General features: G+C 64.3%; 19 protein-coding genes. 10 read left to right on the top strand and 9 right to left on the bottom strand.

Features of this window, described 5'->3' with window-relative positions:
• Positions 1 to 6: 6 nt before the first annotated feature.
• Positions 7 to 621, bottom strand: coding sequence for a bifunctional nicotinamidase/pyrazinamidase (gene pncA, locus LB519_RS18570; RefSeq protein WP_063169737.1), 615 nt, complete (start codon positions 619 to 621; stop codon positions 7 to 9).
• Between the two features lie 258 nt (positions 622 to 879).
• Here pncA and LB519_RS18565 point away from each other — a divergent pair, with 258 nt between their 5' ends.
• Genes LB519_RS18565 through LB519_RS18540 form a run of 6 tightly spaced genes read left to right on the top strand, consistent with a single transcriptional unit; the run spans position 880 to position 8,022 of the window.
• On the top strand, positions 880 to 1,734 hold the full coding sequence (locus LB519_RS18565; protein WP_224620832.1) for an FAD binding domain-containing protein: 855 nt from the start codon (positions 880 to 882) through the stop codon (positions 1,732 to 1,734).
• Positions 1,731 to 4,565 (top strand): molybdopterin-dependent oxidoreductase, encoded by a 2,835-nt coding sequence (locus tag LB519_RS18560; RefSeq protein ID WP_224620831.1) that lies wholly within the window; start codon positions 1,731 to 1,733, stop codon positions 4,563 to 4,565. The genes LB519_RS18565 and LB519_RS18560 overlap by 4 nt, the downstream gene beginning before the upstream one ends.
• Positions 4,562 to 6,103: a 6-hydroxynicotinate reductase gene (locus LB519_RS18555; protein WP_224620830.1), complete on the top strand. Its 1,542-nt coding sequence runs from the start codon at positions 4,562 to 4,564 to the stop codon at positions 6,101 to 6,103. Before LB519_RS18560 ends, LB519_RS18555 begins: the two co-directional genes overlap by 4 nt.
• Positions 6,103 to 6,987, top strand: a complete 885-nt coding sequence (locus LB519_RS18550) for a UPF0280 family protein (RefSeq protein WP_224620828.1) — start codon at positions 6,103 to 6,105, stop codon at positions 6,985 to 6,987. The genes LB519_RS18555 and LB519_RS18550 overlap by 1 nt, the downstream gene beginning before the upstream one ends.
• Positions 6,980 to 7,564 carry an amino acid synthesis family protein gene (locus LB519_RS18545; RefSeq protein WP_064992806.1) on the top strand — a complete coding sequence of 195 codons (585 nt, stop codon included), beginning with the start codon at positions 6,980 to 6,982 and terminating at the stop codon, positions 7,562 to 7,564. Before LB519_RS18550 ends, LB519_RS18545 begins: the two co-directional genes overlap by 8 nt.
• A complete protein-coding gene (locus tag LB519_RS18540) occupies positions 7,561 to 8,022 on the top strand; it encodes a MarR family winged helix-turn-helix transcriptional regulator (protein ID WP_013528454.1) in 462 nt (153 codons plus the stop codon). Before LB519_RS18545 ends, LB519_RS18540 begins: the two co-directional genes overlap by 4 nt.
• A gap of 42 nt (positions 8,023 to 8,064) precedes the next feature.
• Here LB519_RS18540 and LB519_RS18535 read toward each other — a convergent pair whose 3' ends face one another.
• Genes LB519_RS18535 through LB519_RS18525 form a run of 3 tightly spaced genes read right to left on the bottom strand, consistent with a single transcriptional unit; the run spans position 8,065 to position 11,926 of the window.
• A complete protein-coding gene (locus LB519_RS18535) occupies positions 8,065 to 9,033 on the bottom strand; it encodes a substrate-binding domain-containing protein (RefSeq protein WP_013528455.1) in 969 nt (322 codons plus the stop codon).
• A complete protein-coding gene (locus LB519_RS18530) occupies positions 9,030 to 10,346 on the bottom strand; it encodes an ABC transporter permease (protein ID WP_224620827.1) in 1,317 nt (438 codons plus the stop codon). Before LB519_RS18530 ends, LB519_RS18535 begins: the two co-directional genes overlap by 4 nt.
• Positions 10,343 to 11,926 carry a sugar ABC transporter ATP-binding protein gene (locus LB519_RS18525; RefSeq protein WP_064992803.1) on the bottom strand — a complete coding sequence of 528 codons (1,584 nt, stop codon included), beginning with the start codon at positions 11,924 to 11,926 and terminating at the stop codon, positions 10,343 to 10,345. Before LB519_RS18525 ends, LB519_RS18530 begins: the two co-directional genes overlap by 4 nt.
• 220 nt (positions 11,927 to 12,146) lie before the next feature.
• Between LB519_RS18525 and LB519_RS18520 the strand changes: the two genes are divergently transcribed.
• Entirely contained in the window at positions 12,147 to 13,166 is a 1,020-nt protein-coding gene (locus tag LB519_RS18520) for a LacI family DNA-binding transcriptional regulator (RefSeq protein ID WP_224620826.1), read from the top strand.
• 34 nt (positions 13,167 to 13,200) lie between these two features.
• Here LB519_RS18520 and LB519_RS18515 read toward each other — a convergent pair whose 3' ends face one another.
• The 3 genes from LB519_RS18515 to LB519_RS18505 all read right to left on the bottom strand — a co-directional run bounded on the left by LB519_RS18515 (position 13,201) and on the right by LB519_RS18505 (position 16,619).
• Entirely contained in the window at positions 13,201 to 14,202 is a 1,002-nt protein-coding gene (locus LB519_RS18515) for an LLM class flavin-dependent oxidoreductase (RefSeq protein ID WP_013528459.1), read from the bottom strand.
• Between the two features lie 68 nt (positions 14,203 to 14,270).
• Positions 14,271 to 15,440, bottom strand: coding sequence for an AI-2E family transporter (locus tag LB519_RS18510; RefSeq protein WP_024502077.1), 1,170 nt, complete (start codon positions 15,438 to 15,440; stop codon positions 14,271 to 14,273).
• Positions 15,441 to 15,557: 117 nt separating this feature from the next.
• The gene (locus LB519_RS18505) at positions 15,558 to 16,619 is read right to left on the bottom strand and encodes an LLM class flavin-dependent oxidoreductase (RefSeq protein ID WP_013528461.1); all 1,062 of its coding nucleotides are present in this window, start codon (positions 16,617 to 16,619) and stop codon (positions 15,558 to 15,560) included.
• Positions 16,620 to 16,897: 278 nt separating this feature from the next.
• Here LB519_RS18505 and LB519_RS18500 point away from each other — a divergent pair, with 278 nt between their 5' ends.
• On the top strand, positions 16,898 to 17,326 hold the full coding sequence (locus LB519_RS18500; protein ID WP_013528462.1) for a DUF6481 family protein: 429 nt from the start codon (positions 16,898 to 16,900) through the stop codon (positions 17,324 to 17,326).
• Between the two features lie 138 nt (positions 17,327 to 17,464).
• Here LB519_RS18500 and sugE read toward each other — a convergent pair whose 3' ends face one another.
• Together sugE and LB519_RS31240 are read right to left on the bottom strand one after the other, a co-directional pair.
• A complete protein-coding gene (sugE, locus tag LB519_RS18495) occupies positions 17,465 to 17,779 on the bottom strand; it encodes a quaternary ammonium compound efflux SMR transporter SugE (RefSeq protein ID WP_013528463.1) in 315 nt (104 codons plus the stop codon).
• A gap of 205 nt (positions 17,780 to 17,984) precedes the next feature.
• Positions 17,985 to 18,110, bottom strand: a complete 126-nt coding sequence (locus tag LB519_RS31240; RefSeq protein ID WP_013528464.1) for a hypothetical protein — start codon at positions 18,108 to 18,110, stop codon at positions 17,985 to 17,987.
• 312 nt (positions 18,111 to 18,422) lie between these two features.
• Between LB519_RS31240 and LB519_RS18490 the strand changes: the two genes are divergently transcribed.
• On the top strand, positions 18,423 to 19,232 hold the full coding sequence (locus tag LB519_RS18490; RefSeq protein WP_027161100.1) for a transglutaminase-like domain-containing protein: 810 nt from the start codon (positions 18,423 to 18,425) through the stop codon (positions 19,230 to 19,232).
• A gap of 127 nt (positions 19,233 to 19,359) precedes the next feature.
• The gene (locus tag LB519_RS18485) at positions 19,360 to 20,325 is read left to right on the top strand and encodes a cation diffusion facilitator family transporter (RefSeq protein WP_224620825.1); all 966 of its coding nucleotides are present in this window, start codon (positions 19,360 to 19,362) and stop codon (positions 20,323 to 20,325) included.
• Positions 20,326 to 20,331 lie beyond the last annotated feature (6 nt).

Here is a 20,331-nt window from a genome sequence, read left to right as displayed (position 1 = left end):
GATCCGTCAGTCCGACAAAGGGTCTTCGAGCCTCACGCCGGCGTCGCGCATGCGCTGCAGCGTGGCATGGAGCGAACCGTTGAGATCGATGCCGCGGCAGGCATCCAGCCGCACTGTGGTTTTGAAGCCCTGGCTGACGGCATCCAGCGCCGAAAAGCCGACGCAGAAATCGGTCGCCAGCCCGACCAGGGTCAGCGTGTCGATGCCGCGCTCCCGGAGGTAGCCGGCAAGGCCGGTCTGGGTCGTGCGGTCGTTCTCGAAGAAGGCCGAGTAGCTGTCGATATCAGGCCGAAATCCCTTGCGAATGACGAGCTCGGCCTTGGTCCAGGCGAGGCCGGAATGGAAATCCGAGCCCAGGCTGCCCTGGATGCAGTGGTCCGGCCACAGCGTCTGCTGGCCGTACGGCATTTCGATCATGGTGAAGGGCTGCGCGCCCGGATGGCTGGAAGCAAAGCTGGAGTGACCGGCGGGATGCCAGTCCTGCGTCAGCACGACATGGTCGGTTCGCCGGATCAGGTCGTTGACCAGCGGCACGATCTCGTCGCCGCCGGCAACCGCCAGCGCGCCGCCGGGACAAAAATCGTTCTGCAGGTCGATGACGACAAGCGCTTCGTCGGCCATGGGCTTTCCTCTTCCGTATGCAAGCTCCAGTGGAAAATGCCGCTGACGCGACCGGACGCAGAAACTTGACCAGATGGCCGGCCGCGTCAACCTCTCGAGCCATAACAAATGCGTGCCGGCGGCGCCGCGGCAAACTCCGGCTTTGACAAATCCTGCCAGCTTGATATCATTTGCATACGAATGAATTTTCCGACCCCTGTGCTGGAAGGATCTTTCGAAGTACCAGCTCTGGAAGGCCTCTTTTCGGGAAGGCAAAGCGTGATCCGTTACGCGAAACCCACCTCGGTCGACGAAGCGCTCGCTTTGCTTGGCGAGGGCGCCTGGCGCATCCTTGCCGGCGGCACCGATTTCTATCCGGCACAGGGCAGCAAACCGATCCGCGACAATGTTCTCGACATTAACGGCCTGGCGGCGCTGTGCGGCATTGCCGAGGCGAGCGACCATTTCGTCATCGGCGCGCGCACGACCTGGACCGACATCGTCCGCCATCCCTTGCCGCCGGCCTTCGAGGCGCTGAAGCAGGCGGCGCGAGAGGTCGGCTCGGCGCAGATCCAGAACGTCGCCTCGGTCGCCGGCAATCTCTGCAACGCCTCGCCTGCCGCCGACGGCGTGCCGGCCCTGCTCGTCCTCGATGCCGAGGTCGAGCTGCGCTCGGTGGCAGCGACGCGGCACCTGCCGTTGCAGGACTTCATTCTCGGCAACCGCCGCACGGCTCTGCTGCCCGGTGAGATGGTCACGGCGATCCGCGTGCCGAAGCCCAGCGGCACGTCGGCTTTCGTCAAGCTCGGCGCCCGGCGCTACCTCGTCATTTCCATTGCCATGGTGGCGGCACGTCTGGCCGTCGACAACGGCACCGTCCGGCAAGCGGCGGTCGCGGCCGGCTCCTGTTCGGTGGTGGCCAAGCGGCTGGCCGGCGTCGAAGCCGCGTTGTGCGGGCTGCCGGTGGATGGCGAGCTTGCCGATGCGGTCCTGTCCGCACCGATGGGCGAACTGTCGCCGATCGCCGATGTGCGCGGCAGCGCCGAATACCGGCTCGATGCAGTGCGCGAGATTGTTGCCCGCGCCGTGCTTGCGGCTGTGGGGCGGACGACTGGCGAAGAGGTGGCGGCATGAGCCAGGTTCAACCTGACGTGCGTGAAGCAGTGCCCGACCTGGGCGCCGTTCGGCCTGCTCGCGGCCCGGAGCGCGTTGACATCGCCTTCGAGGTCAATGGCAGCGCCGTATCGGTCAATGTGCCGCCGCTGCGCCGGCTGTCCCTGGTGCTGCGCGACGAACTGGGGCTGACCGGCACCAAGGTCGGCTGCGATGCCGGCGATTGCGGCGCCTGTACGGTGCTGGTCGACGGCGATCCCGTCTGCGCCTGCCTGATGTCGGCGGCGTCCGCTGCCGGCGCATCGGTGACGACCGTGGAAGGGCTTGCCAACGGCCGGCTGTCGGCGTTGCAGGCCTCTTTCCTCGCCCATGGCGCTGCGCAGTGCGGGATTTGCACGCCCGCCCTGTTGGTTGCGGCGACGGCTCTGCTGGAGAAGAAGGCGAGCCCCACCGAGGTCGAGGTACAGGACGCGCTCGGCGGAATTCTGTGCCGCTGCACCGGCTACCGGAAGATCATTGCCGCAGTGATGGATGCCTCCCTGCAGGCAGCAAGCCTGGATTTCCGCTTGCCCCGGTCAGGCCACGCGATCGGTTCCTCGCCCATCCGGCTCGACGGCGTGCCGAAGGTCACCGGGGCTGAGAAATTCGGCAGCGATTCCTTCCCCGCCGATGCACTGGCGGTACTGGTGATCCGCTCTCCGCATTATCACGCCAGCTTCGCCTTCGGTGACCTCGATGGCTGGGCGAAGGCACATCCCGGCGTTGCCGGCGTCTTCACCGCAGCCGACATTCCGGGAAAAAACTGTTTCGGCGTCATCGACCCGTTCGCCGACCAGCCGGCACTGGCCGAAGGGTTTGCCCGCCTTCGCGGTGAGGCGGTGGCGTTGGTCGCTGGCGAGCGCGAGGCGATGCTCGATATCGACCTCTCGGATTTTCCGATCCGCTGGACCGAATTGCCGCATGTTCTCCAATCCTGCGAAGCGCGCGCCGGCGGTGCCAAGCTCATCCATGAGAACAGACCGGCAAACCTGCTGACCTCCGGCTTCGTCGAACGCGGCGATCCGGAAGGGGCCCTTGCCGGTGCAGCGTTCACGGTGTCCGGCGTCATCGACACCTCCTATGTCGAGCACGCCTATATCGAACCGGAAGCCGGCTATGCCTATGTGGACGGCGACACGCTGGTCGTCGTCGCCTGCACCCAGGCGCCCTATATGGACCGCGACGAGACGGCGAAGGTGCTCGGCCTTGCCGTCGACAAGGTGCGCATCGTACCGACCGCGACCGGCGGCGGTTTCGGCTCGAAGCTCGACGTCTCGCTGCAGCCGCTGATCGGCCTTGTGGCGATGAAGACAGGGCGGCCGGCGGCACTTGCCTACACCCGCACCGAATCGATGATGTCGACCACCAAGCGCCATCCGGCCGAGATGAAGGCGACCATCGGCGCCGATGCCGACGGCCTTGTCACCGGCATGATTTTTGAAGGCGATTTCAACACCGGCGCCTATGCAAGCTGGGGCCCTACCGTGGCCAACCGCGTGCCGGTGCACGCCTCCGGACCCTACGCGACGCCGAACTACCGCGCCGAAGGCCGCGCCATCCATACGCATGGGCCGATCTCCGGCGCCTTCCGCGGCTTCGGCGTGCCGCAAGCGACGATCATGCAGGAGACCCTCTATGATGAGCTGGCCGGCAAGCTCGGCATGGACAGGCTCGATTTTCGCTTGAAGAACTGCCTTCGGAACGGCTCCGAAACGGTCACAGGACAGCTTCTGGACTCGGGCGTCGGCATTGCCGAATGCCTCGAATCGCTGCGGCCGCACTGGGTGCGCGCGGCGGCCGATGCGGAGGCATTCAACAGTGCCAACACAGATAGAAAGCGCGGCGTCGGCGTCGCGTCCTGCTGGTATGGCTGCGGCAACACCTCGCTGCCCAATCCGTCGACCATTCGGGTCGGCATCGCGGGCGACGGCACGGTCATCCTGCACCAGGGCGCGGTCGATATCGGCCAGGGTTCGAACACGGTCATCGCCCAGATCTGCGCCGACGCGCTCGGCCTGCCGCTGGAGAGATTCCAGCTGAAGAGCGCCGATACATCAATTACTCCCGATGCCGGCAAGACATCGGCCTCGCGCCAGACCTTCGTCACCGGCAAGGCGGCCGAAAAGGCCAGCCGCGCCTTGCGTGAAAAGATTCTGCGTTTCGCCAATGTTTCGGAAAAAGCCGCTCTCCAACTCGACGGCCCGGCGATCGTCATCCGCGAGGGAGAAGCCACCCGCCGCATCGATCTCACGACGTTGGACCTGGATGCCCAGGGCTTCGTCTTCCGTGCCGAGGAGAGCTACGACCCGCCGACGCTGCCCCTCGATGCCAAGGGCCAGGGCAAACCCTACGCCGTTTACGGCTATGGCGCGCAGATCGCCGAACTGGAGGTCGATCTCAAGCTCGGCACGGTGAAGCTCATCAAGATCACCGCCGCGCATGATGTGGGCAAGGCGATCAACCCGCTGCTGGCCGAAGGCCAGATCGAGGGCGGTATCGCGCAAGGCATCGGCATGGCGCTGATGGAAGAGTACATCCCCGGCCGCACCGAGAACCTCCACGACTATCTCATCCCGACCATTGGCGACGTGCCGCTGATCGAGACCATCCTGATAGAAGTTCCGGATCCGGAAGGACCCTTTGGCGCCAAGGGTTTGGGCGAGCATGTGCTGATCCCGACTGCGCCGGCGATCCTCAACGCCATCCGCCACGCCACCGGCGTTCTGATCACCAAGGTTCCGGCGACGCCGACGCGTATCCGCGCTGGCATCCGCGAAAAAGATGGCATCCGCGAAAAGGAGGCACGCCGATGAGCGAGCTTGCCGAACGCTTCGAGACCCATGATCCCGGCGAGAAGCTGGTGGCGGAGAAGATCCGCTGCGATGCCTGTCCGGTGATGTGCTACATCGCTGATGGGCGCACCGGCGCCTGCGACCGCTACGGCAATGTCGGCGGCAGGATCGTGCGGATGGACCCGCTGACCATCCTCGACCATGCGGCCGAGGCCGGCGCGGCAATCGTGCCGTTCGTCGCCGAGGGCGAACAATGGGACGGCGAACTGGTCAACACCGGCCGCCGCTTCGTTACCGCCATCGGTGCCGGCACCACCTATCCCGACTACAAGCCGGCGCCGTTCATCGTCAGCCAGGAAGTCGAAGGCGTCGATCTCGTCACCGTCGTCACGGAAGGCATTTTTTCGTACTGCGGCGTCAAGGTGAAGATCGACACCGACCGGCATATCGGACCCGAGACGGCTATTGTGCGATCGCAAGGCGAGGCAATCGGCCATGTCACGACGGGCGAGTATGGCTCGCAGATGCTGTCGCTGGGCGGCGTGCATCATCTGACCGGCGGCTCGAAGGCCGAAGGACGCGCCACCTGCGACGCGCTGCTCAATCTGTGCAACCGCAAGCCGGTGGAACTGGCCATCGACGGCGGCGCCGCCATAACAGTCGAAGCCGGCAAAGCGCCTGTCATCGACGGCAAGCAGGAACATCGCATGCGCGTCGGCTGCGGCTCGGCGACCATCGGCATGTTCGCCACGCAATGGCGCGGCCTTGTCGACGAGGTGGTGGTGGTCGACGACCACATCACCGGCGTCGTTTCCGAGCATCAGGCCGGCAAGGTGCTGGGCTGGCAGGACACAGGGATAAAGATCCTCGGCCGCCGTTCGACGCCGGGCCGCTATTTCAAGGTGTCCGAGCCAGGCCTCGGCTGGGGCGGCACCAGCATTTCAGACCCGCTGTCGATCCTTGGCGAGTGGAACGCCAAGAAGGGTGCGCGGCCGGGCCTGTCGCTGCTGATGGTTTCGACCACCGGCGAGCAATTCGCCTATTACGAGCTCGACGACGAGTTGAAGCCGGTGCAAAAACCGTTTCCGGAACGGCTGCAAAAATCGGTCGGCCTGATCGAGGACAATTGCGAGCCGGCTTTGTGCACGGTGCTGTTCATCGGCGGCGCCGGCGGTTCGCTGCGCGCCGGCGTCACCGAAAACCCGGTCAATCTCACCCGCTCGGTTCAGGGCCTGACCACCTATGTCACGGTCGGCGGTGCGCCGGTCTATGTCTGGCCGGGCGGCGGCATCACGCTGATGGTCGATGTCACACGGGTGCCGGAAGGCGCCTTCGGCTATGTGCCTACACCGGCGCTGGTGGCGCCGATCGAATTCACGCTGCGCCGCGACGACTATGTCAGGCTCGGCGGGTACGAGGCGGAGATCCGCAGCGTCGAGGATATTGTCACAAAAGGCGGTGAGTACCTGAATCCGCGCCGCGGCACAGGCGCCGAAACCAACAATCCATGGCCGCCACTCGCGCAGCTACGTCGTGCCGGCTCGAACGGGGCCGGGTGATGCAAGGCCCGCAAGCCCATTGGCTGCAGGACGGCAAGCGGCTGCATCTCAACCACGGGCCGATCGACCTGATCGTCGAGGTTTTTGGTGAGGCGGATGAATGCCGCCGAGCCTATGAACAGGCCATAGCGCGGTTCCAGACGATCCTGGTGGAGATGGTCGAGGAACTCCCCGAATTGCGGCTGCCGGCGTTTTTCCTGGCGCCGCGCACCTTCGCCGGCCCGACGGCGCGCCGCATGGAGGCAGCCGTCATGCCCCTGGCGGAATGCTTTATAACTCCGATGGCGGCCGTCGCGGGATCGGTAGCCGACGAAATGCTCGCCGCATTGCTTGCCGGTCGCAAGATCGAGCGCGCCTATGTCAACAATGGCGGCGACTGCGCGCTCCATATCGGCAAGGGCCAGTCGATGGGTCTGGCGGTAGCCGGTACCGGCAACGGCATGACCGACCGGATCACGATCCGCGCGGAAGATGGCGTTCGCGGCGTCGCCACCAGCGGTTGGCGTGGCCGCTCCTTCTCGCTTGGCATTGCCGACGCCGTCACCGTGCTGGCGCGGACCGGCGCCGAAGCCGATGCGGCGGCGACGCTCATCGCCAACGCGGTGGACCTGCCCGGCAATCCCGCCATCAAGCGCATTTCCGCACACGAACTGTCGCCCGACAGCGATCTCGGCTCGCGGCTGGTGACGCAAGGCGTCGGCACGCTTGCCCTTGGCGAAGTGGCGCGCGCGCTGGACAATGGCCTTGCCGTCGCCGAAGATTTTCGCCGGCGGGGGCTTATTGCCGGGTCGGCGCTGTTTCTCGGCGGCGAGATCCGCATCAGTGGCTCGGTTGCGCTTGCCGCGCCCAACGAAACTTCGAGGGAGGAAGTTGCCCATGCCTGAGTTTCCGATCCGCAAGATCGCGGTTCTGACTGAAGAGATCTTTCACGAGGGCGGGCCGGTGGCCAAGGTGCCGCGCCGCCGTGCCGCCGCCATGGCGCTGGTAAAGAACCCGTTCGCCGGGCGCTATGTCGAGGAGCTGCAGAGCGCCATGGACGATCTCAAGCCGCTCGGCCTGCTGCTCGCCGACCGGCTGATCGCGGCGCTCGGCGGCGACGTCAAGCAGATCGACGGCTACGGCAAAGGCGCCATTGTCGGCACCGCAGGTGAGCTGGAACACGGCGCCCTCTGGCATGTGCCCGGCGGCTACGCCATGCGCGAGCGGCTCGGCGACGCCAAGGCGATCGTGCCGTCGGCCAAGAAGGTCGGCGCTTTCGGTTCGAAGCTCGACGTGCCGCTCGGCCACATCAACGCCGCCTATGTGCGCAGCCATTTCGACGCCATGGAAGTCGGCATGTCCGATGGTCCGCGCCCCGACGAGATTCTGTTCTGCCTCGCCATGACTTGTGGCCCGCGCATCCACGATCGCATGGGTGGTCTCGCGGCCGATCACATCAAAGCCTGGGATGGGCTGCGGTGAGCGGCGAGGACAATCTGCTCAAGCTGGTCGAGGTCGAGGCGCCGGACGACCAGGATTACCTCCTGCAGGAGCAGGTCGGCTTCATCCTGCGCAAGGCGCATCAGCGCCATGTCGCGATCTTTGCCGCGCATATCGGCGATCTAACGCCGCCGCAATTTGCGGCGTTGGCCAAGCTGCGTGACGTCGGCGAGACCTCGCAGAACCAGCTCGGCACGCTGATCGCGATGGATGCGGCGACGGTGAAGGGCGTCATCGACCGGCTGAAGGCGCGCGGCCTGGTCGAGCTTTCCAGGCACGAGGTCGACAAAAGACGGCTGCTGGTCAATCTGACCGCGGCAGGCCGCGATGCCATCGAGCGCCTGATCCCGCTGGCGCGCGAGATCACAAAGGAGACGCTGGCGCCGCTCTCGGCCAAGGAGATCGCCACCTTCATGAAGCTGCTGGTGAAGCTGGCTTAGACCCGCCGGGCGCCAAAGGAGGCACCCGGCAGGAAGTTTGCCTCAGAGGCCGTTGTCCTTCAGCACCTGGGCGGCGTTTTCCTTGGTGATCTTCTCGGTTGGTAGGGTAATGGTCTTTTCGACTTTCTCGCCGTTGAGGAACTTGATCGCCTGGCGCAGGCCTTCGGCACCGGGAGTGACATAGGTGAAGGTCGCCGTCAGCTCGCCCTTGTTCACCATCTGCACGCCTTCATTGGGCAGGCCGTCGATACCAATGAACTTGATGTCCTTCTCGCGGCCGACATCCTTGGCGGCGAGATAGGCGCCATAGGCCATCGGGTCGTTGTGGCCGTAGACGAGATCGATCTTCTCGTTGCTCTTCAGCGCGTTGGCCATCAGATTGTAGGCCTGGTCCTGCTTCCAGTCGCCCGATTGCTGGTCGAGCAGATATTTGATGCCCGGCTCCTTGTCGGTGAATTCGTGAAAGCCGTCATGGCGATCATGCGCCGGCTGGGTGCCCATGCCGCCCCAGATCTCGACGACGTTGCCTGCAGCCTTGCCCTTGCCGCCCAGCAGTTCGACGGCATATTCGCCGGCCGCGCGGCCGATCAGCGCGTTGTCGCCGCCGACGAACTGCGTGTAGTCCTTGGTGTCGACATTGCGGTCGAGCACGAAGACCGGGATCTTGGCGTCGATCGCCTGCTGCACGACGCCGGTCAGGCCGGCCGATTCCTTCGGTGACACCAACAGCGCATCGACCTCCTGGCGGATCAGGTTCTCGACATCGGCGACCTGCTTTTCGGTCTTGTCCTCGCCGTCGGTGATGATCAGCTCGACCTCGGGGTGCTTGGCGGCTTCGGCCAGGATGTCCTTGTTGAACTGCGCGCGCCAGGGCTCGATGGTCGTCACTTGGGAGAAGCCGATCTTCCACTTCTTGTCCTGAGCGTAAGCGTTGCCAGTGGTCAGCAGCGCGGTGGTGGTCAGCAGTGCCGCGGTCACGGCGGCAAGCTTCAGCATGTCACGTCGTTTCATTTTTTGTTTCCTCCGAGATTGAGAGACGGTGTCTCTTGCGACGGCCGCTTTGCCGCGGCCGTTTCCTTGTGCGCCGATTGCCCGCCGGGCAGGCGCAGATAGGCCAGGAGATCACCGGCATTGCGCTCCTGCACGAGCACGGTGCCGATGATGATCATCCCCTTCAGCACCAGCTGAAGGTTCGAATTGATGTTGTGGAGCTGCAGGATGTTGGAGAGCAGACCGAAGATCAGCACGCCGCAGAACGTGCCGATGAGGCTGCCGCGCCCGCCCATCAGGCTGGTGCCGCCTATGACCACAGCGGCAATGGCGTCGAGCTCCAGCCCGGCGCCGGCATCCGGCTTGCCTTGCCGGTACTGCGCAACATAGAGCACGGCGGCAATGCCGGCGAGCAGCCCGGAGACGGCATAGGTGGCGATCTTGACGCGGCCGGCGGCGATGCCGGAGAGGCGCGCCGCCTCCTCGTTGCCGCCGATGGCATAGACATAGCGGCCGAACGGCGTGAAGCGCAGCACCGCGCCGTAGATCACGATGGCGCCGAGGAAGAACAGGCCCGGCATCGGGATGATGCCGAACACCAGCGAGCGCAGGATCTCGAAATCGGCGGTGGCGTTGGAGCCGGTATAGACCGGCAGCACCGCATTGTTCTGGCCGGCGGTCAGCCGTGCGATGCCGAGCGCCGTCACCATCATAGCCAGGGTGACGATGAAGGGCTGCAGCCGTCCGGCAACGATGATGAAGCCGTTGACCGCGCCGAACAGCAAACCAACGCACGGCGCCACCAGCAGCACGCCGAGCACGCCGAATTTCGGCTCGATCTGCGGCAGCAGAAACCACAGCGACAGGCAGCACAAGACCACGCCGACGACGGCGGGCGTGATCAGGCCGCGAATCCCGTCCAGCCTGATCTCGCGGACGAGATCGGCGCCGGCACGGGACTTTGCCAGGTTCTGGAAGATGAAGCGGGTGACGACGAAACCGAGGCAAAGCGCCACCAGCGCGACGGTCGGCACGCCCAGCACGACGCCCGGCGTCACGCCTGGGACCGTCAGCAGCATGGCACAGACCACCGAGCAGATGGCCATCAGCGAGCCGACGGAGAGATCGATGCCGCCGGTGATGATGACAGCCGTCATGCCGGTGGCGATCAGCCCGGTGGTCGAGACCTGGCGCAGCACGTCGAGCAGGTTGCCGTAGGAGAGGAAGATGTTGTTGCCCTTGGAACTCATCGGCGAGCCCAGCACGCCGATCAGGAAGATGGCGATCAGGCCCCAGTAGAGCTTGGTACGGGACAGGAGTTTCAGGGCAGTCATGCGGCTGGTCTCGATATGGTCCTGCGCGGGGCGGCGAGACGCATGATGGCCTCCTCGCTGGCCGCGTCGCGGGAAAGAATGCCTGTCTGGCGGCCATCGGCCATCACCAGGATGCGGTCGGAGAGATGCAAAAGCTCCGGCAGTTCGGAGCTGATGACGGCGATGGCCAGTCCATCGCGCGCCAGCTTGAAGATCAGGTCGTAGATCTCGCGTTTGGCGCCGACATCGATGCCGCGCGTCGGCTCGTCCAGCAACAGCACCCTTGGCCTGGTCGCCAGCCACTTGCCGATGACGACCTTCTGCTGGTTGCCGCCGGACAGCGTGCCGGCAGGCTGGTCGATGTCCCGGCAGCGGATGCCGAGCGCCTTGACCGCCTGCCGCGCCAGCCCCTGCTCGGAGGCCAGCGAGCGGATGCCGAAGCGGGCCAGCGACCCGACCAGCGGCAGCGCGACATTGTCTGCGATCGAAGCCTGCAGATGCAGGCCTTGCGTCTTGCGGTCCTCGGTGACCAGTGCAATGCCCAGCCGCCTTGCATCGCGGGGCGAACGGATATCCACAGGCCGGCCGTCGACCTGGATTTCGCCACCGGTGCGGCCATCGCTCGAGCCGAAGATCGCTTCCAGGATCTCGGTTCGGCCCGAACCCAGCAGCCCGCCAATGCCGAGGATCTCTCCGGCGGCAAGATCGAAGCCAACGCCGTCGATCACCGTGCGCCAGCCATGCGCATCGGGCTTCGACAGCGACAGGTTTTCGACCGAAAGCACAATGTTGCCGCCGGAGTGGCGCTCTTCCTGGGAGGAAGCGAGCAGGTTGCGTCCGACCATCGCCGAAATGATCGCATCTTCGTCCAGCCTGGCCATCGGCTCGGTCAGTACATGGCGCCCGTCGCGAAACACGGTGACGCGGCTGGCCAGATGCATGACCTCGTCGATGCGGTGCGAGATGTAGACGATGGCGACACCGCTCTCGGCAAGCTGGCGGATGATGCGGAACAGCCGCTGGCATTCGGCCGGCGACAGCGCCGAGGTCGGCTCGTCCATGATCAGGATGCGTGCCGACATCGACAGCGCCTTGGCGATCTCGACCAGCTGCTGCTCGCCGACACGCAGGGCACCGACGCGGGCTTGCGGATCGAGCTCGATGCCGAGCCGCTGCAACAAAGCGCCCGCCGCGCGGCTGCTTGCCTTGCGGTCGACAATCAGCCCGGCGATCAGCTTCTCGCGGCCAAGGAAGATGTTGTCGGCGACGCTGAGTTCGGGCACCAGGTTGAGCTCCTGATGAATGATGGCAATGCCGGCATCCTCGGCGTCGCGTACGCCAGCGAAATTGACAGGGTGGCCATCGACGCTGACCGTGCCTTCATAGCCGGTGTAGACGCCGGAGAGGATCTTCATCAGCGTCGACTTGCCGGCGCCGTTCTCGCCCATCAAGGCATGAACCTCGCCGCGCCGCAGCTCGAAGCCGACATCGACCAGGGCGGCGATGCCGCCGAAGCTCTTGGAAATATGCTCGGCGCTCAGAACGGTGTCCGACCGATCGGCAGCGCCGTGCTGCGGGGAAAGGGAACTGCTCTCTCGCATGACAATGGCGGCCTCCCTTCCGTCGTCGTCAACTTCCCGCAAACGCTAATCTAAACGTTTCGATCATGTCAAGCTGATATGAGGTACCGCATGTTTACTGCATTTCGATTCTTGCTAAAAAGGACAGGATTCCGTACGTATTGGCCGGCAAGGGTGGCGAAACGTTTCGAAAATGACAGCATCAGGGCAAAAAAAACACCGGAAATCCACCGCGCCCACCATGCTTCATGTGGCTGAAGCGGCGCGTGTTTCTGTCGCCACCGTTTCGGCGCTGATCAATGGCACGGCAACGGTCAGTCCGGAGCTTAGCCAGCGCATCGAACAGGCGATCCGCGATATCGGCTACAAGCGCAACGCGATCGCCCGCAGCCTGAAGATGGGCACGACCCGCACGATCGGACTGACCGTGCCGCACATCACCAACCCATTCTTCACCGATGTCGTCTCGGTCATCCAGCAGGCCTTCGACCGGGCCGGCTATGCCGTCATGCTGTGCTGCACGGACGAAGATTTGAACACCCAGGACGATCAGATCAAGCTGCTGCTCGACCGCATGGTCGACGGGCTGATCGTGGCGCGCGTCGGCGACGGCACGATCCTCAAGCGGATCGTCGACGACGCCAACGTGCCGGTGGTGCTGCTCGATCGTATCTGCAAAGGCGTCGACACCGATGCCGTGGTGCTGGACAACCAGCGCGCGGTGTTCGACGCCATCACCTATCTGATCAATCTCGGCCACCGGCGCATCGGTTACATCACCGGCACGTCGGACATTTCGCCGATGCATGACCGCATGGCGGGATATCGCGAGGCGCTTCACGCCGCCGGCTTGCCGATCGCGGAGGAGCTGATCCGCTTCGGCAATTTCCACGAGATCGACGGCTACAATGCGACCATGCAGATGCTGTCCTCGCACGATCGGCCAAGCGCGATCTTCTCGGCCAACAACCCGATGGTGATCGGCACCATGAAGGCGATCCGCGACATCGGCCTGTCCTGCCCGGAAGACATTTCGGTTGCCTGCTTCGACGACTTTCCATGGTCCGACGTGTTTCAGCCGCAGCTGACCACCGTCGCGCAGCCGGTGCAGGCGATCGGCGAACAAGCGGCCAATCTGCTTCTCGACCGTCTCGCCGGCAACAGGGACGCGCCGCCGCGCAAGCTTTTGCTCAAGGGCCGGCTGATGATCCGCAATTCCTGTCGCCCGCTCGGGGCGATTGCGCAGAGCGTGAGCGCGTAGTCTTTCGCCCAGCGTATATTCCTGTCAGGACTTGTCAGGCCGCCTGCGACAGCGATTTGTGCGCCTCGGCCAGGATCTCGAACGACCGTACCCGCGCCGCATGATCAAAAATCTGCGCGGTGACCATCAGCTCGTCGGCACCGGTGCGGCGCACGAAGGCATCGATGCCTTGCCGCACCGTTTCCGGGGAGCCGACGACGGCGCAGGACAATGCCTGGCCGAGCATGGTCTTTGCCATCGGATCGAGATCGCGGTCATAGTTCTCGACAGGTGGCGGCAGCCGGCCGGCACGGCCGGTGCGCAGATTGACGAAAGCCTGTTGCAGCGAGGTGAACAGCAAACGAGCCTCGGCATCGGTGGGCGCGGCAAAGACGTTGAGGCCAAGCATGACATGCGGCTTGTCGAGCTGCTCGGAGGGTTGGAAGCGCGAGCGGTAGACATCCAGCGCGTGATCCAGATCCGCCGGCGCGAAATGCGAGGCGAAGGCATAGGGCAGGCCGAGCATGGCGGCAAGCTGCGCGCCGTAGAGGCTGGAGCCAAGGATCCAGACCGGCACGCCCTGGCCTTCGCCGGGCACGGCACGGATGCGCTGGCCTTCCTCGGCCGGCTGGAAATAGCCCATCAACTCGACGACATCCTGCGGGAAATTGTCGACCCCGGCCTCGAGATTGCGGCGCAAGGCGCGGGCGGTACCCATGTCGGTGCCGGGCGCCCGGCCGATGCCGAGATCGATGCGGCCCGGATGCAATGCGGCCAGCGTGCCGAACTGCTCGGCAATCACCAGCGGCGAATGGTTGGGCAGCATGATGCCGCCGGCGCCGACACGAATGGTCTTGGTGCCGCCGGCGACATGGGCAATGACGACGGCTGTGGCGGCACTGGCAATACCCGGCATGTTGTGATGCTCGGCCAGCCAGAAACGCTTGTAGCCCAGGCGCTCGGCATGGCGGGCAAGATCGAGCGAATTGGCCAGCGACTGCGAGGCATCGCTGCCTTCGACGATCGGCGACAGGTCGAGAACGGAAAGGTCGGTCATGGGTGGGATCCTGTGTCAGGACCGCATGTAGGAAGCATCCGGCGGCGCCGCAAATTCAAAAATATTGATCAGCCTTTGACAGCTTCGGAGTCGGCGATGTCGTCCTCCTCGACGACAACCGCGTGCTGCGCGGCGAGAAAATTGCCGACATGGCTGAGCCCATCGAAATGATCGCAGAACACCTTGATGACGACCAGCAGCGGCACCGCCATCAGGGCGCCGACGAAACCCCACAGCCATGACCAGAAGGCGATGGCGATGAAGATCGCCACGGCGTTGATCTCGAGGCGCCTGCCGACCACCATCGGCGTCACGAACTGGCCTTCGACGATGTCGCACAAGATCACGAAGGCCGGCGCCAGAAGCGCGTAGAAGATGGTATCGAAGCTGATCAACGCCATGACCGTGACAAGCACGATGGTGATCAGTGCTCCGACATAGGGCAGGAAATTGAGCAGGGCGGCAGCAACGCCCCAGACCAGCGGATTGGGTACGCCGAGCGCCCAAAGACCGAGAGCGATGACCGTGCCGAGGCCGGCATTGATGATGGTGACGGTGAGCAGATAGTGCGAGATTTCGCGTTCGACGTCATAGACGACGCGCAGCGCCCGCTTCTTTTCGCTGAGGCTGGCGAAGGACTGGATGATCTTTTCATAAAACATCGTGCCGGAGGCGAGCAGGAACAGCGACAGCACGAAGATGATGGTGAGGCCTGTTCCCGCCGACAGGATGTTGCTGGCGGCCGCCGACAGGATGCCGGACTGCGCTACCGCCACCTTCTGAATGCCCGACTCCTGCGAGGTCTCGGTCAGTTGTTCGATCTGATGCGAAATCTGCATGATCTTCTCGAGCGGCTGTCGCAATTGCGCCAACCGTTCGGTGAGCTTCTGGCCGATCGACGAGGTGTTGTTGATAAGATCGATTATCGGGCCACTGAGCAGATAGCCGGCGGTGGCGAACACACAGAGGGACAACAGCACCAGAAGGGTTGCCGAGATCACTTCCGGGATACCGTGCTTGCGCAGCAGCCGGACGATCGGCGTCAGCGTCAGCGCAAGCAGGAAAGCCAGAAGCACTGGCATGAAGAAAGCGCGGGCGAAATAAAGCGCGTAGATGGCCATGAAGAGAAAGATGCCGATCAGCAACGAGCGCATCAGACGCGTGTCGGCGCGAGCCGCGACGCGCGAATCCGGTTCATCGGAAACGTCCTGACCCCAGGCTGTGGGTTCGGTTTTCATGGTCACCCCTCAAGCCGGCGCCCCTTCGCACGGCAATCGCCTCCATGAAACGCAGAGTTACGGGCGAGGGTTCCATGAGCCGGCTTCGGGATTGAGGCCGCTCGCGCCGGCTCCGGGTCAGGCTGCCGGCGACGTGACGGCTGTGGCGGGCTTGGCTGTTTCCTTGCGAACGATCGGCGCCACCCTGGTGCCGTAGAGTTCGATCGCCTTCATGATCTTGGCATGCGGCATGGTGCCGATCGCCATCTGCAGCAGGAAGCGGTCATTGCCGAAGATCTTGTGCTGGGCGACGATCTTTTCAGCCACTTGCTCGGGACTGCCGACGAACAGGGCGCCTGTGGGGCCGCGCGACTGGTCGAAATGCGCCCGCGAGGTCGGACCCCAGCCGCGCTCGCGGCCGATGCGGTTCATCACCTCCGCCTGCGGGCCGTAGAAATCGTCCGCCGCCTGCTCGGTCGTCTCGGCGATGAAGCCGTGCACGTTGATGCTGGTGGCAAGGCCCGCCGGATCACTGCCGGCGCGTTTGGCGGCTTCGCGGTAGAGATCGAACAGCGGCGCGAAACGCGCCGGCTCGCCGCCAATGATGGCGAGCGCCAGCGGCAGGCCGAGCGCGCCAGCGCGGGCGGCAGACTGCGGCGTGCCGCCAATGGCGATCCAGACCGGTAGCCTGTCCTGGAAGGGCCGGGGATAAACGCCGCGATCGTTGATCGGCGCACGCAGATTGCCCGACCAGGTGACCTTCACGCTGTCGCGGATGGCAAGCAGCAGATCCAGTTTTTCGGCGAACAGCTCGTCATAATCCTCGAGGTTGAAACCGAACAGCGGGAAGGATTCGATGAACGAGCCGCGCCCGGCCATGATCTCGGCGCGGCCGCCCGACAGAAGATCGAGCGTGGCAAATTGCTGGAAAACGCGCACCGGGTCATCGGAAGACAGAACGGTGACCGCGCTGGTCAGCTTGATGCGCTTCGAACGCTCGGCCGCCGCAGCCAGGGCCACGACCGGTGCGGAGGCGGCATAGTCGGGCCGATGATGCTCGCCGAGGCCGAAGACGTCGAGGCCGACCTGGTCGGCCAGCTCGATCTCCTCGATCAGGTTGCGCAGCCGCTCATGCGGGCCGATGGCACCGGGGCCCGGCTGCGGGCTGACGTCGGCGAATGTGTAGAGACCGAGTTCCATTTGATGTCATCCTGGTGTTGGGTTTTCGGGCTAGACGTAGCGACGCCTCAGCCGCGCCGCCAGTGGGGCGGACGGTGAACAGTGCATGTCGGTTTCGGCTCTATCTCTTCGTCGCCATTCCGGACGGAAAACCGCTTCACACTTTTCCTGGAATTGCTCCAAAGGCGTCTCCCGAGTGCAACAGCCGACAATTTCATGGCTGCCATGCCGTTTTGGCGCTTGAACTCTCGGTTTTCGCGCGTATGTAAGCGTCGCGAATTGACTTCAGGGAAGTGGACTTGGCTATCTACAGGGAAAAAGACGTTTTCGAGCGGCGCAATGCCGCAAACGAGGCAAAGAAGGCGCTCCTCGAGCGCTTCAAGGCAAAGCCGGCGGCGGATGATCCCGCAGTGCTGGCGCGGCAGGCTGAACGCAAGGCTATCCTTGCGGCCCGCGAAATCCGCGAGGCCGAAAAGGCCCGGCTGAAGCAGGAGAAGCTGGCACGCGAAGCGGTCGAGAAGGCCGAGCGCGAGGCAGCAGCCGAAGCGGCACGTATCGCCGCCGAGGAAGCTGCACAGGCCGAGGCCAAGATTCGGGAATCCGAAGAGAACGAGCGCATCGCCCGTCTTCTGGCCGACGAAGCCGAACGCAAGGCCAAGCGCGACGCGCGTTATGCGGCACGCAAGCAGCGTACCGGCAGGACGCCTCCGGGCTTCTCCGCCCGCTAGCTCTCGGCTACGGAGCAATCTGCTTCGAGAACCAGGGTCGCCTCGCAGCGGCCCTGAACGTGTTTGTCCCATGCATGTCGCCCTGGTCCCGGCTCTGGGAGGACGACATGCGCAAACCAAGCGACCTAAGCGTTACCGTCAGGCGGCGAACTTCAGCCCCATGATGCCGCAGACGATGAGCGCGATGCAGGCCAGCCTGATCGCGGTGGCCGGTTCGCCGAGCAGCCAGATGCCGAGCAGTGCCGTACCGACGGTGCCGATGCCGGTCCACACCGCATAGGCGGTGCCGACGGGCAGCGCCTTCAGCGCCAGGCCGAGCAGAGTGAGGCTGACGACCATCGAGGCAACGGTCAGCACGGTCGGCACCAGCTTCGAGAAGCCATCGGTGTATTTGAGGCCGATTGCCCAGCCGATCTCGAACAAGCCAGCGAAAAAGAGAAGAATCCACGACATCGACAACGCTCCATCAGAGCATCGGACCCGAAAGGTATTTCGGCGCCCGACGATCAGTCAAACAATGGCGGGTCGTCCCGTCCGGATTTGGGGAAGCGCGAGGTCGTCCCCGCCACGCCAATATAAGAATTTCGGGCGCTCGAGCAACAGCGACCGGCAACAAGTGTCGCCGGCCGTAATCTTATTGCGAAGTGGATCGCCGGACCTACTTGTCCTTGAGCTTCATCGCCTTGACCGGCGGCGCCTTCAGCGCCGGAGCCGGAGCGGGCTTCTTGGCGTCCTTCTTCGGCTTGCGGGCTTCCTTGCCTGCCTTCATCGCACCTTTAGCCATGATTCGTTCCTCCTGATGTGAGAAGCCAAGTGAAACAAGAGAACCGCCCGACCGCAAGGGGTTAGCGACTGTTGCCGCCGACAGCGGATCGCTTTCAACCGGTTTCTAGAGCAATTCACCGTTTCGCGGAAACAGTGAATTGCTCTAACTCTTTGTTTTGACGCAATTCCGGACGGAAAACCGCTTCACACTTTTCCTGGAATTGCTCTAATTTGCTCGTAAACCATGGCGGTCCGTGCCATGGTCATTTTCGCACTGCAGCATCGACCCGAGCTTCGCCGGGTGATCGTCAGGCAGGCCGTCAGGACGACAATGCGAATCCACATCGGCTGCGAGATGAGCTTCGACTTTCCGCAGGAAACGCCGCTCATCGCGATGCTGAATGTGCACTATTCGCGGGCCTCCGATCTCGAGCGGCCGGATTTCCTGATCTCCAATCCGCCGGTGCCGATCGAAAGCTATCGCGACAGTTTCGGCAATTGGTGCAACCGGCTTGTCGCGCCGCCCGGGCGCTTCACCTTCGGCACCGACGCGGTGATCCGCGACCCCGGCACCTTCGAGATGGGCGACCTGATGGCCTGGCAGCACGAGGTGCGCGACCTGCCGGCGGACACATTGCTGTTCCTGCTGCCCAGCCGTTTTTGCGAAAGCGACCTTCTGGCTGACGAGGCGTGGCGGCTGTTCGGCAACACGCCGCTGGGTATTCCGCGCGTGCAGGCGGTCTGCGACTTCGTCCACAGCCACATCGTCTTCAACTACGGCAATGCACGGCCGACGCGCACCGCGGCGGAAGCCTATCGTGAACAGAGCGGCGTGTGCCGCGACTACGCGCATCTCGCCGTCACCTTCTGCCGGGCGCTCAACATCCCAACACGCTATTGCACCGGCTACATCAGCGACATCGGTATGCCGAAGCCATGGGCAAGCATGGATTTCTGCGCCTGGATGGAAGTCTATCTCGGCGGCCGCTGGCATGTCTTCGACCCGCGCAACAATGCACCGCGCATCGGCCGCATCCTGATCGCCTCCGGCCGCGACGCCGCCGACGTGCCGCTGACCCATATTTTCGGCCCGGGAACGCTTGCCGGCTTCAAGGTGTGGACCAGCGAGATCATCGAGTAGTCGCCGTTTTCCATAGACCGATCTCTCATGGCCGCTGCCGTGGACGACCCGACATTCGCGCGGTGTGATGCCTGTGGAGCTTTAGCGGCCTGGCCGCTAGACTGCGCCTTGAACGGGGGCAAATGCCATGGCCGGGCACGGCGGCTCAAAAAAGGTGATCTACGCGGCGCTCGCCGGCAATCTCGCCATCGCGCTGACCAAGTTCGCCGCCGCCGCCTTTACCGGCAGTTCGGCGATGCTGTCGGAGGGCGTCCATTCGCTGGTCGATACCGGCAATGGCGGCCTGCTGCTCTACGGCATGCACCGCGCCGCTCGCCCGGCCGATCGCACGCATCCGCTCGGCCACGGCCGCGAACTCTACTTCTGGAGCTTCATCGTCGCGCTCCTCGTCTTCGCGCTGGGCGCCGGCGTGTCGTTCTACGAAGGCGTGGTCCATATCATGGCGCCGGAGCCGGCCGCCAACGCCAAGGTCAACTATATTGTTCTGGGCCTTTCCTTCCTGTTTGAAGGCAGTTCGTGGTGGGTGGCGCTGAAGGAGTTTCGCCGGCAGAAGGGCAGGCAAGGCTGGCTGCAGGCCGTGCAGTCGAGCAAGGATCCGAGCGTCTACACCGTGCTGTTCGAGGACAGTGCGGCACTTCTCGGCCTGATCGTCGCTTTCGCCGGCATATTGGCGGCGGAACTGCTGGAGATGCCGGAGCTCGACGGCGCCGCCTCTATCGGCATCGGGCTGATCCTTGGCGCAACCGCGATCTTCCTGGCCCGCGAAAGCAAGGGCCTGCTGATCGGCGAGCCGGCGTCGCCCGAGGTGCAGATGAAAGTGCTGGCGATCGCCCAGCAGGATCCGGCGGTGCAGCGGGCGAACGGCGTCCTGACCGTTCATATGGGGCCGACAGAGATCGTCGCCGGGCTCAGCATCGAGTTCGAGGACCAATTGACGGCGCCCGAGATCGAAGCTTGCGTCGAGCGCCTGGAGGCGCAGTTGAAGAAGGAAATGCCGGAGATCACACGGCTGTTCGTCAAGCCGCAGACGTCAGGCACCTGGGAGCAGCGGCGCAGGCTGATCGATTCCGCATCCGATCCTGCCCTGGACTAAAACCGT

It is taken from the genome of Mesorhizobium sp. AD1-1, from assembly GCF_020164655.1.
GTDB lineage: Bacteria > Pseudomonadota > Alphaproteobacteria > Rhizobiales > Rhizobiaceae > Mesorhizobium > Mesorhizobium ciceri.
The sequence above is the reverse complement of the archived record's forward strand: the minus strand, read 5'-3'. Positions and strand labels throughout refer to the sequence as shown.